This window comes from Lysinibacillus sp. Ag94 (assembly GCF_023242215.1).
GTDB lineage: Bacteria > Bacillota > Bacilli > Bacillales_A > Planococcaceae > Lysinibacillus.
Genome location: NZ_CP096780.1, coordinates 1738316 through 1752805 on the forward strand (window position 1 = coordinate 1738316; position 14490 = coordinate 1752805).

At 37.7% G+C, this 14490-nt stretch carries 14 protein-coding genes and 1 pseudogene; 12 read left to right on the plus strand and 3 right to left on the minus strand.

What is annotated here, in order from left to right:
* The first annotated feature begins 3 nt into the window (after positions 1–3).
* The 3 genes and pseudogenes from MY533_RS07865 to MY533_RS07875 all read left to right on the plus strand — a co-directional run.
* On the plus strand, positions 4–789 hold the full coding sequence (locus tag MY533_RS07865; RefSeq protein ID WP_248718654.1) for a serine hydrolase: 786 nt from the start codon (positions 4–6) through the stop codon (positions 787–789).
* Positions 786–1601: an SH3 domain-containing C40 family peptidase gene (locus MY533_RS07870; RefSeq protein ID WP_248718655.1), complete on the plus strand. Its 816-nt coding sequence runs from the start codon at positions 786–788 to the stop codon at positions 1599–1601. The genes MY533_RS07865 and MY533_RS07870 overlap by 4 nt, the downstream gene beginning before the upstream one ends.
* 337 nt (positions 1602–1938) lie before the next feature.
* Positions 1939–2306, plus strand: a pseudogene (locus tag MY533_RS07875) (transposase); the annotation flags it as partial.
* A 196-nt stretch (positions 2307–2502) separates the two neighbouring features.
* Here MY533_RS07875 and MY533_RS07880 read toward each other — a convergent pair.
* From MY533_RS07880 to MY533_RS07890, 3 genes are all read right to left on the minus strand, one after another.
* A complete protein-coding gene (locus tag MY533_RS07880; protein WP_248718656.1) occupies positions 2503–2817 on the minus strand; it encodes a hypothetical protein in 315 nt (104 codons plus the stop codon).
* A gap of 242 nt (positions 2818–3059) precedes the next feature.
* A complete protein-coding gene (locus MY533_RS07885) occupies positions 3060–3614 on the minus strand; it encodes an SLOG family protein (protein WP_248718657.1) in 555 nt (184 codons plus the stop codon).
* Between the two features lie 204 nt (positions 3615–3818).
* Positions 3819–4994 carry a DUF418 domain-containing protein gene (locus MY533_RS07890; RefSeq protein ID WP_132364866.1) on the minus strand — a complete coding sequence of 392 codons (1176 nt, stop codon included), beginning with the start codon at positions 4992–4994 and terminating at the stop codon, positions 3819–3821.
* A gap of 103 nt (positions 4995–5097) precedes the next feature.
* Between MY533_RS07890 and MY533_RS07895 the strand changes: the two genes are divergently transcribed.
* The 9 genes from MY533_RS07895 (at position 5098) to MY533_RS07935 (ending at position 14405) form a co-directional block, all read left to right on the plus strand.
* Positions 5098–5799, plus strand: coding sequence for a response regulator transcription factor (locus tag MY533_RS07895; protein WP_248718658.1), 702 nt, complete (start codon positions 5098–5100; stop codon positions 5797–5799).
* A complete protein-coding gene (locus tag MY533_RS07900) occupies positions 5796–7439 on the plus strand; it encodes a sensor histidine kinase (RefSeq protein WP_132363820.1) in 1644 nt (547 codons plus the stop codon). The genes MY533_RS07895 and MY533_RS07900 overlap by 4 nt, the downstream gene beginning before the upstream one ends.
* Positions 7440–7694: 255 nt before the next feature.
* The gene (locus MY533_RS07905; protein WP_248718659.1) at positions 7695–8888 is read left to right on the plus strand and encodes an NAD(P)/FAD-dependent oxidoreductase; all 1194 of its coding nucleotides are present in this window, start codon (positions 7695–7697) and stop codon (positions 8886–8888) included.
* A gap of 25 nt (positions 8889–8913) precedes the next feature.
* Positions 8914–9477, plus strand: a complete 564-nt coding sequence (locus MY533_RS07910) for a helical membrane plugin domain-containing protein (protein ID WP_248718660.1) — start codon at positions 8914–8916, stop codon at positions 9475–9477.
* Positions 9478–9497: 20 nt separating this feature from the next.
* Complete coding sequence (locus MY533_RS07915) at positions 9498–10919, plus strand: MBL fold metallo-hydrolase (RefSeq protein WP_248718661.1); 1422 nt, start codon at positions 9498–9500, stop codon at positions 10917–10919.
* 175 nt (positions 10920–11094) lie between these two features.
* On the plus strand, positions 11095–11433 hold the full coding sequence (locus MY533_RS07920; RefSeq protein ID WP_248718662.1) for a rhodanese-like domain-containing protein: 339 nt from the start codon (positions 11095–11097) through the stop codon (positions 11431–11433).
* Positions 11434–11508: 75 nt separating this feature from the next.
* Complete coding sequence (locus MY533_RS07925; protein ID WP_371873319.1) at positions 11509–12546, plus strand: PAS domain-containing sensor histidine kinase; 1038 nt, start codon at positions 11509–11511, stop codon at positions 12544–12546.
* The gene (locus MY533_RS07930) at positions 12543–13175 is read left to right on the plus strand and encodes a response regulator (protein WP_248718664.1); all 633 of its coding nucleotides are present in this window, start codon (positions 12543–12545) and stop codon (positions 13173–13175) included. Before MY533_RS07925 ends, MY533_RS07930 begins: the two co-directional genes overlap by 4 nt.
* A 453-nt stretch (positions 13176–13628) precedes the next feature.
* Positions 13629–14405, plus strand: coding sequence for a sulfite exporter TauE/SafE family protein (locus tag MY533_RS07935; protein WP_248718665.1), 777 nt, complete (start codon positions 13629–13631; stop codon positions 14403–14405).
* Positions 14406–14490 lie beyond the last annotated feature (85 nt).

Genomic DNA, 14490 nt, shown 5'->3' on the forward strand with positions numbered 1-14490 from the left:
ATTATGAAGCAAACGATTACACGGATTCTTCAAAAAGCTCCCTATAAAGTGCATATGTTTGTGAAAGATTGTAAGACGGAGCATTTTTTTATTAGCGAAAAACTAGAAGACCCATTTTCCAGTGCAAGTTTAATTAAGGTGCCTATATTGCTTGCTGTTCTAAATTATGTAGAAAGCAACAACCTATCATTAGAGCAAGAGATTATGATAGCACCAGAAGAATGGGTTGATTTTAGTGTTATTAGTGAACAGCGTTTAGAGCAAAGTACTATCTATGAGCTTTTAGTGTGGATGATTATTATGAGTGATAATACAGCAACAAATGTATTAATCGATGTTCTAGGGATAGATACACTCAATCAATATTTTCGTCAAATTGGGCTGCTGCAAACTACCATTCAACGAAAGATGATGGATTTCGAAAGGCTAGCAAAAGACTTCGATAATACAACGACGGCAAGAGATATGGCACTGCTATTTGCAAGAATTTATCGTAGGGACTTGTTATCATCAGCATTTAGTGAGGTAGCGATAGATATTTTAAGTCGTCAACGTGTACACGAATCACTAAAACGTTACTTAGTAGATGATGTGAAAGTTGCTCATAAAACAGGTGGTCTTGATACAGTAGATCATGATGTTGGAATTGTCTACAACAGCTCTCGGGATTATCTAATTGGCGTTTTCGTCACTGAGGTTACTAGCAATGATCATGCAAGGCAGCTAATTGGTCGAATATCCAAAGTTGTTTATGATTATTTGGTAAAGAGAAAGGAGATGAAAGAGTGAATGCCATTGTGACATCTATGATTGCAAATTTACATGCAAAGCCAGAAGCAGTTTCAGAAATAGTGGATGAGCTACTATATGGAATGGTTGTCCGAATTATAGAAGTAGTGGATAAGAACTGGATCCGCATACAAACTGCTTATCGCTATGAAGGTTATTGCCAGAAGGATAACTTCCTGGTGGATGCTGCAAAAACGGACATCTGGCTACAAGAAGCGAATCATTTTATTAGCCAAAGCTTCGCTGATGTTTTGCAGGAGCCTCGAATTCAGAGTCCGAAAATGATGACACTCGTTAAAGGCTCAATCATCTGTTCAACGGCTATTGGCGAGCTAGATCCTGAATGGGCAGCAGTGCAATTAGTGGCAGAAGAGATTGGTTATGTACGTAGGCAATGGTTACAAGAAAAAATTCCAGAAAATAGCTTATCCGAGCAACAATTACGAGAAAATGTAGTTCAAACGGCGCTTAGCTATTTAGCAACACCCTATCGCTGGGGAGGAAAATCGCCGTTAGGTATTGATTGCTCAGGTCTATGTTCTATGGCATATATGCTAAACGGAGTATATATTTATCGCGATGCCAAAATCGTTGAAGGTTTTCCTATCCAGGAAATATCCCTAGAACACATACAAAAGGGAGACTTATTATACTTCCCAGGACATATTGCACTATATTTAGGCGACAACCTTTACGTACATTCTTCGCTTGCTGGGAACGAGGTTAATATAAACAGTCTGGACGAACAGCATCAAAAATATCGGAAAGATTTGGCGACATCTATTACCGCTGTTGGCAGCTTATTTAAATAATAAAGTGTAGGGAAGCTAGACGGAGGGCACTGAAAAAGTCTATATCTTCTCACATCGCGAGGTATTTAACGAGTAAATCGTTGAATACCTCGCTTTTTTCATTTGGCACTGTGATTCTACTGTTGTTTTCCGAAGCATTCCGCTCGCTTTCCGCGGGCGAGCGCCGAGCCTCCTCCTACGCTTCGCTTCGTGCGGGGTCTCGTCTGTCTCGCTTTCCCGCAGGAGTCGAGCGATGCTTCTCCAAACAACGCAATGTATCACACTATTATTTTAGTCACGCTTTCCTATATAATAAAAGAACTAATGTGCAGGTGGTGCCCCCGATGATTTCAAATCAAAAGCACGTACGGGTAAAAAAGGAACGAGTATGAGTCAAAGTCAGACATTTTATTTTGACATTGAAAAATGCAAAGTATGTCCAATGAGAGATGGCTGTTATAAAGAAGGCGTAAAAAGTAAAACATATTCTGTCACAATGAAGTCGGATACACATGCCGAACAAGAGGCATTTCAAAATACGGAAGCATTTAAGCAATTAGCCGCAAATCGCTACAAAGTAGAAGCGAAGAATAGCGAATTAAAAACGGACACGGGTACGATACGGCATCGACTGCGGGTCTATTTGGCATGGAAATTCAAGGTGCTACAACGATATTCGCTGTCAATTTAAAACGGATATTAAAGCTATTAAACGAAAATAAATAAGGAATAAGGAATAGAGACAGAAATAAGGCACTTCCTGTTCAAAATTGAACAAGAAATGCCTTATTTTTATCTGAGAAAGGTTCGCTTTTATGAAAACGTAAGTTTTTCAGTGCCCTCTCTATATAGGGTAGCTCTTTTTACGGACATAAAAGTGGGTTGCTATGTAAGAACAACCCACTTTAATAATATGGAATTTTTATATTATTTTTACATAAAAGTCTTTGCCGTTTATAATCTCGGTCAGTTCAATGTTATGATTTGTTTTATAATAATTATAAATACTATGGGCTAACCCAGAGTGTCCATTTAAATATGTTCCCTTTTTAATCTCTCTGCGTGGATTATGGAAGTCAAAATACAAGCGAGAATCGTGGCACATTGCATTTAAAATTGCTTTAAACTCTTGTTCTTCAATATGAATCCCGCGTGTATATTTGCACTCCCTGCGGTACGTATCATGAGAAACATTCACCGGCGACGACTCAAGAACCATTTCGATTTTTTTACTCAAATGTTAGCAGCTCCTTTTCGGAAATTAGCACTAAAGGGTAGAAAAAAGACGTGAATTTTTAAAAAAGAAGTAACTATTGCTAATACTTATCATCTAAAGTTAGAGATGATATTTTTTTATATAAGTGGATTGAAGCGGCTCATCGGACGCCCCCTGGAAAGAGCCCAGTCGGAACGGAGATCAACCACGCGCTATTACTAGCTCAAGTATATAATTATCGGAAAATTATAGCAATATTTTCCCTACCAATCTTGTTGCTGCATTTCTTCAGCTACTATTTGTAAATCATAAGCGGTAATCATCAAAAGTATATAGTCATGTGTTTCCATATATTTTTCTGCTAGACGTTTCATATATTTCGGGGAGCCTTCATTTTCTTCATCATAAATAAGCAGCAGACCATCTGTATTTTGAATAATGAATTTATCCTTTTCGATAAATTGCCACGGAGCCTCGTATGGTTTTTTCGTTACACTCGTTACAAAGTCTGCTTGAGCTATTAATGCTTGATATTTCTCTTTTTTATGTTCTTGCCAATTTTTTTCTTGCTCTAAAAAAGGAGTGATAACAGAATATTTTAAATGAGGAAATTCCTTTCTTAACATAAGAATAACCTCAGCAGCCCATGTTTCTACACCTTGCTGGCCACTAATAATTACCCATTCTAAACCTTCATCGATCAATATACGCAGGCGGTTTTCGAGTGCTTTTTTTATAATGGCAATGCCGGGGTGCTTGTCATTAAAAATGCCCAATTCATGTGGTCTATAGCCAGTAATAATAATTCGCTGTAGCAAAAAAACGCCCCCTAAGCTGTATAGTATGTGTAGTCATAGTATACAGTAGGGGGCGAATGAAAACGAATTGCAAGATATTGTTGTATAGTTGTTCCCAAGTAAAGTTGATTGTTAGATTAAAAAGCAAATAGTGTTAAAATGGCAGCTACAGCAGTACAGATTCCTAAGAACCACCATGTATCAGTAAAGTCCTCTTTGGAGTCACTATTCATGTAAAGTACTTCCTTTCTGTTTTATTTTAATCTGTCCGTTCCAAGACCAATTCGTCCATACTCGCAGTACAGATTCAAATGGTCCACGTTTAAATTTCTTGAAATAGGCAAGGCTGAAAACACATTGCAAGCTGTACACGACGATTCCAAATAAAATACCGCCAAACACGCCTAACTTGCCGTATAAGCCTAGACCATATCCATAAAATACTGTTGTACAAATAATAGTTTGCATTAGATAATTAGTTAATGATAGTTTACCAACACTCTCAAAGGCAGGAGCGAGACGTTGTACTAAGCGAGTTTTATATATTAAAGCTGCAAGGCAGACATAGCCAACTGCTAATAATTCAGATCCACCTATTAACAGCATACCGGAAAAATTGCTTTCTATAATAAAACTCAAACTCTTTAAAGCTAGCCCAATTGGAACAAGAAGAGCGCCGAGCTTATACCATTTCTTTTCATCTTCCATATTCACAAAAGCTTGCTTTTTAGCAAGCCCCATGCCGAATAGGGTCAATGCAGAAGTATACATTGGTGCAAGGAACACTAATAAGACAAAGACTAATCCTGCATCATCCATACCCGGAGGTACATCATTTGCACGGAAATTAAAAATGTCTAAGTAGCTCCCGTTAGCGTATACATTGTCGGCTTTTTCTACATAGGTTGCTAACTCTTGCTGTTCTTTTTTCGTTTCTTCTGTGGAACCAAATGATAAGCTAGTAATAAGTACTAAGAAGATACCAGCCCAAATGAATAAAGTTTTCGGTTTACGATTAATAAATGGAATTAAAAACAATATCATCATCCCGTAGGAAAATAAAATATCGCCATCCCATAAAAATGTTGAATGTAGTAAACCTAAAGCAATTAGCCCTGTTGCGCGGCGTAAAATGGACCATCGACTCTTATCTTTTTTTCTACGAATAGACTCTATAAGCTTAATAAGAGAGAAGCCAAATAAAATGGTGAAGATCGGCATAAATGATCCCTCTATAAAGATTTTTACAAAATACCACGCTCCATTATCGAGGAGGGATAGATCTTTTGGTTCATCTTTGCCATACATGCCGAACTGGAAAATCAATAAATTCGCCATTAAGATGCCGAATAAACTAAAACCACGCATTGTATCAATAAAAGTAACACGGTTAGTTGTCATTGCGTTTTATCTCCTTAATTGGTTATCTTATACATATTGTAGTGGAGAAAGCTTATCGTGAAATGATGGCTACCTTAAAGTATTCTTAAAAGAAGGTGATAGCATGCAAGACGCATCAATTTTAGTATTAGAGGACGAACGTGCAATTGCAGAAATGATTGAAATTATCTTAAGAAAAGAAGGATTTTTAAACATTACACTTTGCGGCACTGTTCAAGAAGCAAAAAGGAAAATTGAAACGAAGGTTTTTGATTTCTATCTATTAGATATTATGCTCCCGGATGGTAGCGGACTTGATATGGCGAATATGATTCGAGAGCAAAGTGAAGCGCCTATCTTCTTTTTAACGGCAAAAGGTAGTGATGCAGATAAGCTTCGCGGTTTTATGAACGGTGCAGACGATTATATTACGAAGCCATTTAATCCACTTGAGCTTGTTGCGAGGGTGAAGGTTCAGCTTACCAGATATATGAAGAAAAAAGATGCTCCGAGTAGTCATTTATTTTCATGTAGTCGATTTACATTCGATATGGATGCAGCTGAGGTGACTGTAAATGGTACAAAAGAAATTATTAGCGGACGATTATTTTACTTATTGAAGTATTTATGTGAAAACGTAGGGCAAGTATTATCAAAAGAGCAAATTTATGAGCGTGTATGGGGTGACTGTTTGTTTGATGATAATACTGTGATGGTTCATATTCGAAAACTGCGAGAAAAAATAGAAAAGAATCCGGGTAAACCAACTTGCATTATTACTGTAAGGGGGATTGGTTATAAACTGGTTGGAGATGTTCATTCATGAAGCCAGCTAGGAGATTAACACTTCGTTTTGTATCTTATTTCATCATTTTTTATTTACTAATCATTACTGGCTTTATTATAAGTTTGGTGTCTTTTGCATACTTTATTAATCATCATGTCGGTGACGATATTCATATAATGAGTGTCTCTGAGATTAAAGATGATGCTGTCGTAGAAAAAGGGAAATCTATTAAGATTGCCGATTACTTAGCGAAGCGAGCTGAGGAGAACTTGGGGCAATTGTATTTGTTCAATCAATCGATGGACATTGTTGATTACACGGGAGACACATGTGAATTATGTAGTATGACAGATAACGAAATAATGACTCTTAAACGGCCAGGGATGCACACGTGGGAGATTCCTAAATACCATTTGTTATTCCTTCCGGCTTTACCTGTCCAACCGCTTTTTGAGGAAGTAGTTCGAGATTGGAAGGATAAAGGGGAGATTTCTTCAGAACTGCGCCAACGTTTGCAGGATAAGAAGGCATCTGTTGAAATTTATAATGGGCAGTGGGATCGGGTAGAAGTCATTGGTGAACGTCATAAGAAGCTCCATAAGCCTCAATTGTTGGAAGAGAATTACGATATTTTTGAGTATAAAGAGCTGTCGAGAAATACTGCTTTAGAGGATGGCTCGACACTAGTTGTACGTATGCCGAATCCAGCGTACAAACCATTTGACGAGCCTTTTAATAAAGCGATGGTGTTATTTGTTTCCGTCTTCTTTGGGGGACATATTATCTTGTTAATAGGGATCATCTTTTTATCGATTAGCATTTCTCGTCAATTTGTACGTCCACTCGTTTATGTATTATCTCGTATCGAGCGACTGACGCAGTTTGACTACAGTAAAGTAAGAGATAAAAATATCCATCATCGAAAGACAGGAAAATTAAAAAGGAAATTTAAATTATTTCAGCCCGTCGATGAATCGATTAATAACTTATCAAATCGCCTCTCTTCCAACGAAAGGCAAATTAAGCATGCAGAGCAATTACGTGAGGAATGGATAACAGGCTTATCCCATGATTTAAAGACACCGTTAAGCTCTATTTATGGTTATTCAACAATGCTAGCTTCGGAGGATTATGAGTGGTCGAAGGAAGAAATGCGTGTCTTTGCAACTACGATGCAGGAGAAGGCAACGTACATGGATGCCCTTATAAAAGACTTAACCTATACGTACCAATTAAAAAATAGAGCGATCAAGCTTGAAAAAGTATTAATACCACTTAATGTGTGGTTACCTCAATTTGCAGATGAGCAAGTGTCTGTAAACGTATATGGGGATGTGATGTTGGAAGCGGACGAGCTTTTATTAAAGCGCATTTTAGATAATCTCATAACGAATGCTAAAAAATATACGCCTGACGGTACAAAGGTAAATGTAGAAGCGCAAAATATAGGACAGGAGATTATGCTGACAATCGCCGACCAAGGTCCAGGAATTCCTCAAGAGGAGCTCGATAACCTCTTTGAGCGATATTATCGAGGGACGAATACTACGGACGATACAACGGGGACAGGCCTAGGATTGGCGATTACTAAGCAATTAATTGATTTACACAATAGTACCATTAGTGTCCAATCGGGAGCGGAAGGTACAGTGTTCATCATAAAGTTTAAATGTAAATAGGCGCTTTTTGGCCTCGAACAAACAACACCGCGTTATGATTATGAGCTCGTTTTAGATTGATAAAGTAAAGAAAACACTGTTAATTTGGGCAGTACAAGTGATGAAACATTCACCTTGTACTGCCTTTTTGTGCTATTTGAGTATTGGTGTGTAATTTTTTAGGGGATTACCCCTATATGAACAGCTCTCTCTTATACCTATTATTAAGGTGTAAAAGTTGTATACGAAAGACAGCATGATAAGGAGGATGTACACATGAAGACTTCTTTTAAAGTAGTCATCGTTGGAGGAGGAACGGCTGGTATTTCCGTAGCTGCACGTTTACTTCGTCAATCTCATTCGCTTCAAGGGGAGATTGCCATCATAGATCCTGCAGAAAAACATTATTATCAACCACTCTGGACATTGGTGGGAGGTGGTGCAGCTAATAAATGGGACTCAGAACGTGAAATGAGGTCCGTTATTCCTAAAGGAGCTGTTTGGTTAAAAGAAGCTGTTAGTAGTTTTGATCCCAATCAAAACCAGGTGCTAACACAAAATGGTACAACGTACACGTATGATTTTTTAGTCGTCGCTGGTGGGATAGAGATAAACTGGGGTGCTATTAAAGGGCTGAAGGAAGCACTTGGGACTAAAAGTGTATGCAGCAATTACTCTTTTGAGCATGTGGATTATACGTGGGAAACGATCCGTAATTTTAAAGAGGGAACAGCATTATTTACACATCCAAACACGCCAGTAAAATGTGGCGGTGCTCCACAGAAAATTATGCATTTAGCAGAGGACCATTTTAATAACGTCAATGTTCGTGACAATATTAACGTTATTTTTGGTTCGGCCAATCCAGCAATTTTCGATGTTTTAAAATACCGTGAAGCACTTGAAAAGGTAATTGAGCGGAAAAATATTGATGCTCGATTCCGACGAAATTTGATTGAAATTAAGGCTGATGAAAAAACAGCTATCTTTGAAAATTTAGATACGGGCCTATTAGAAGAAATTAAATACGACATGATTCATGTAACACCTTATATGTGTTCACCTGAATTTATTCGAACAAGTGCATTAGCGGACGAATGTGGCTGGGTAGATGTCGACAAATTTACTTTGCAACATAAAAAGTATAGCAATGTGTTTGGGATAGGTGATAATGCCAATCTCCCAACCTCCAAAACGGGTGCAGCTATACGCAAGCAAGCGCCTGTTATTGCACAAAATCTTATTGCATTAATGCGCCAACAGCCAATGACACAAATGTATAATGGCTACTCTTCTTGCCCGATTGTAACAGGCTACAACAAACTGATACTAGCTGAGTTTGATTACAATAAAGAGCCTGTCGAATCGATGCCTTTTAACCAGGCGGTGGAAAGATCCAGTATGTATTTCATGAAAAAGGATTTACTGCCTGTCATGTACTGGGATGGCATGTTGAAAGGCACAATGTAATTACAAATGAAGGGAGGCGACAAGCATGGCTAATGCTACGGTAAGTATGAGCGAAGAATTATATCGAATAATTGAAACGCTTGAGAAACCAGAAGTTCGACACTCTTTACAGCGATTGTTGGATAAATTACCGAATGTAGAGCAAACGATAGATTCAGCTGAAAATGTTGTGGATTTTGGGAAAGCGGTATTGACGGATGAAAAGACAATAAATCGATACGAACAATTTATCACTACTTATAATGTAGGCTCAGAAACGATAACAGCTATTGTGCAGCTTATAGAGAAATTGCCAAAGCTTGTTCAAATCATTCATCAGTTAGAAAACATCGTTGATTTTGGAAAAGCAGTACTTCAGGATAAACAAACAACAGACTATACAATGAATAATTTAAAGAGCTATATCGATCCATATGTTGAAAAAGGAAAGACAGGTTTAGATTTCGTAAAAATGGTACAGCAAAGAGCAGAAGAAAAGCCTCAGCATATTAATGTTTTTTCAATTGTTAAATGGCTGAAAGATCCTGCTGTTCAAAAAACACTGAATTATGTCCAATCGGCATTAGATATTTTAAAAGAAAAAAACTGAGTATAAAGGGGAGTTTTAACATGTTATTACGATATTTTTACGATGAAAAATTAGCACACGCTTCTTATGTTGTGGGATGTCAGGCGAAGGGAGAAATGGTTATCGTTGATCCGATGCGTAATATTGAACCCTATCTTGCATTAGCAGAAAAAGAGAAGATGCAAATTGTTGGCGCATTAGAAACGCATATTCATGCTGATTTTGTAGCGGGGTCTCGTGAGTTAGCAGATCGTGTTGGAACAAAGATGTATATTTCCGATGAAGGGGATGCTGATTGGAAATATCAAAATCTGGAAGGTATTCCCCATCAATTATTAAAAGATGGTGATGAATTTAGTATAGGTAATCTTATCTTTAAAGTTATGCATACACCTGGACATACGCCTGAAAGTATCTCCTTCTTATTAACGGATCGTGGCGGTGTAGCAGATAAACCAATGGGGATTTTTACGGGGGACTTTGTTTTTGTAGGTGATATTGGACGACCTGATTTACTAGAAAAAGCTGCTGGAATTCAGGGTACATCACTATCGGGCGCCAAAGCAATGTTTAAATCATTAGAACGCTTTAAGGCTTTACCAGATTACATGCAGCTTTGGCCGGCTCATGGAGCAGGAAGTGCTTGTGGTAAAGCATTAGGAGCTGTGCCGTCTTCAACAGTAGGGTATGAGAAACAATTCAACTGGGCTATGCAATTTGATGATGAGCAAAAATTTATTGACGCGTTACTAGATGGGCAACCGGAACCTCCTTATTATTTCGCTGTTATGAAGCGTGTCAATAAAGTAGGGATAGAGCTTCTTAAAAATCTATCACCCGTGAAGGTCGTGTCAAGCTATGAAGAGGTTGCTCAACTTCTTGCGGATGGAAAGCAGGTTATTGATACACGTCCAGCGGAAGACTTTTCACAAGGATTTATCGCAGGTACACTAAACATTCCTTGCAATAATTCTTTGACAAATTGGGCTGGTTGGCTAGTAGATTATACAAAACCATTATATTTACTAATTAATCCTTCGCAACTGGATGATATTTTAATAGCTTTACGTTCTATTGGTATCGACAATGTTGTTGGTTATGGGGATGTAACGAAAATTTTGAAAGAGGCTAATGCTCTAGAAAGTTATGAAAATATAACGCCTTTAGAAGCGAAACCATTAATTGAAAGTGAAAAAGTTCATGTGCTGGATGTGCGCAATCAAACAGAATATGATGCGGGGCATATTGAAAACGCTCAACATATTATGGTTGGTACATTATCTAAACGTTTAGATGAATTGCAAACAGATAAAAAAATTGTTGTACAATGCCAAGGCGGCGCTCGTTCTGCAATTGCTGTAAGTGTACTAAAAGCAAATGGCATTCATAACATTGTAAATTTAACAGGTGGCTACATGGCCTGGCAACAAGCGGTAATGGCTAAAAAAGAAAGTTTAATTTAAAGAGGTTGTTCTAGAAGAAAATAGCATACTAGTAATACTAGTCTGCTATTTTTCTTTGCTTAGCACTTTAGAAGATGAGAAGTAGAAATCGTTGAATAAAAATGAATGATGAGACCTCGTCTGTAAGAGCGAAACGAATTTAGACAACCTTTTTCTCGTTAAAAGGGGTTAAAAAATGATTATTGTAAGTTTGAGTATATTCCTTCTTATTATTGGTAGAATTATTTATAAACGCCATGTCCCAGTACGTCAAATACAGGAGTGTTTACCGCGAGAGTTAAATGCGGGAACGGCGATAGTGGATGTACGTGATTATAATGATTCTTACAAATCACTTACACCAAATGCATTAAATTTACCGATTTCCTATTTGGTCCGTCACATACATGAACTACCAAAAAAGCCCCTTCATATTATTGCATCAACGCAGTTAGAAAAAAATATGAGTGTTCGTATCATTCGGAAAGCAGGGCATGAAGTTAAGAGTTATAGCATGATAGAAGAAAAAGTATAGGGCGAAGTATGAGTAGCAAGGAAATTTAAAGGAATGCATTGATTCTTGTTGTACTTTCAATTTTAAGTCTGGAGTGTGTTTAAATTGGAGAAAGAACAGCTATATTTACAGCAAATATTTCAATATATTCAAGATGGAATTATGATTATGAATCACAAACGTGAGATTTTAATGATGAATCCCTCGGCGGAGCGGTTAACAGGGTGGAAATTAGGAGATCGAGTGCCTTTTTGTTCATTTTGTGAAAACCGTCAAAAGTCTCCAAGCGAACATACATGTTATTTAATAGAGCATAATGAAATTCCCTATTTTTTATCGAAAATGCCGACGTATCATGGTAGTAAGATAGATGTTGAAATGAGCACGGCATTGATGTATACAGACGGTAAAACGAACGAGCAAGAGTTTCTGCTAGTATTGCGAGATCAGACCCTTCAGTTAAAGGAAGAAGAGGCCCGGATTTCAAAGCTTATTATTAAAAAGCTGATTGAGGCAAAAGAGGAAGAACATAAAAGGCTTGCGCAGGAATTACATGATGGCGTTGGCCAATCATTATATACAGTATCTGTTGCACTACAAGCAATTGAATCTTATGTCAAAGACAATGAAAAGCTAAATACGTATATTGAAGAAGTACGCAATGAGCTAGAGCAAGTAATGAATGATATTAAATTGTACTCCTATCAACTTCGCCCTCATAGTATTGATCAGTTAGGGATTACACCTACATTAGGCACTCTTGTCGATTCGGTGCAAAAGGTACATCCTGATATTACTATATCGTTAGAAACAGATTTTGAAGAACGTTGTCATCCATCTGTAGAAATCAATATTTATCGCGTCGTACAGGAGGCTTTACACAATATCACCAAATATGCGAAAGCTTCTAAAGTTGTCATTCGGCTCGAGAAGAAAGCTACCAATTTAACGCTCCATATAGAAGATGATGGCGTAGGATTTAATCTACAGGAAGTGAAGAAGGAAGGGCTTGGCTTAAAGCATATGGAGGAGCGAATTACATTATTAGGCGGATTTTTTAAAATTACTTCAGCTCACAATAAAGGTACACAAATTAGTATCCAAGTACCTAATTGGAAGGATGACTTTAGATGATTCGTGTTTTAGTAGTAGATGATCATGTGCTAATCCGTAAAGGAATTGTTCTTTTATTGGAAAATTATATGGATATAGAAGTTGTAGGTGAAGCGGGTGATGGAGCGGAGGCGATCACTCAGGCAATATCATTAAACCCGGATGTCATTTTGATGGACGTATCCATTCCGAATGGGTTAGATGGATTTACGGCTACTCAAGAAATTCATAAGCAAATGCCTAACGTGAAAATTATTATGTTAACAATGCACAATGAAGTTGCTTATATTCAAAAAGCGATTGCTGTTGAAGCCCATGGCTATATTTTAAAAAATAGTCAAGGTGGAATTCTCTATGAGGCTATCCATGCTGTATATAGTGGTCGCATATATTACAACGTTGGTCTTCCACAGGAGCAGTTGGATAAATTATTTGAACATAAAGGGCATGAAGATCAATGTATTTTAACTGTGCGTGAGCAGGAGATAATGAGGTTAACGGTTTTAGGGTATACGAATATCCAAATTGCTGGGCAGCTATATATTAGTAGTAAAACGGTTGAAAATCATAAATCAAATATTATGCAAAAGCTCGATTTAAGTAATAAAGCTGAGCTTATTCAGTATGGGCTTGCAAATAACTATATGTAAAAACCTCTTGTTGTTAGAAGCTGTGTGCTATGTCCTATGAAAAAATAATATCTAAAGCATTAAATTGGTTACAGAAGATCGCTCGGACGTGGGTGGTCTTTTTTTATCTCCGTTCAGTAAATATCCAAACATCTGCTGGAATAGAGAAACTCAGTCTAAGAACGCCACGTACTGTGGCAATACCGAAATGACCGACATCGTGTCAGCCCTTATGTTGCTGCTGCCGCTACGCTTTCACGCAAAAAACATCTGCTGCTGGCGCTACGCTTTCGCGCAAAAAAACTGCTGCTGCCACAAAAACCGACTCTGGACGTAATTATGCCAATTGATTCTATCCAAAATAATTTGCAATATTGTCACAGTGAGTAAAGCTAATAGTGGAAAACCCCTATATGTCTGAAATTACAGCAGGACTATACTGAAAGCACATAAATAAAAGGAGATGCAAGCACAGTGGATATAACATTTATAATTGTCATTTTCTTGATTGGATTCGTTGGATCTTTTGTGTCCGGTATGTTGGGAATAGGCGGTTCAATCATTAAATACCCAATGCTACTCTATATACCGCCACTTTTTGGCTTAGTCGCATTTTCAGCACATGAAGTTTCGGGCATCAGTGCGGTACAAGTGTTTTTTGCGTCGATAGCAGGTGTTTGGGCATATCGAAAGGGTGGCTATCTTAATAAGCCTCTCATTATTTATATGGGTGGAGCAATTTTAGCTGGTAGCTTTGTTGGGAGTTACGGATCACAGTTTTTATCTGAAAACAGTGTGAATATCGTATACGGCGTTTTAGCATTGATTGCAGCTGTGATGATGTTTGTTCCTAAGAAACAAATCGATGATAAGCCGATGAATGAAGTAACATTCAACAAGCTACTAGCGGCAATTTTAGCATTTATTGTCGGGATTGGTTCAGGGATTGTTGGTGCTGCAGGTGGTTTCTTGCTTGTTCCGATAATGCTTGTAGTGCTCGGTATTCCAACGCGTATGACGATTGCCACTAGCCTAGCAATTACGTTTATCTCATCAATCGGAGGGACAATCGGAAAGTTAATGACAGGGCAAGTTGATTACTATCCTGCAGTCATCATGATAGTGGCAAGTTTACTGGCGGCTCCACTTGGCGCAAAAATAGGTAAAAAAATGAATACGAAAATTTTGCAAAGTATTTTAGCAGTACTCATCTTAGCGACAGCAATTAAAATTTGGGTTGATTTACTATGATGAAAAAACAAAAGGTTGCTACGTATAAATCACATGAGAAAAAGCTGATACTTATAAGTTTTTTAGTAGCTGGAATAATGTTTCT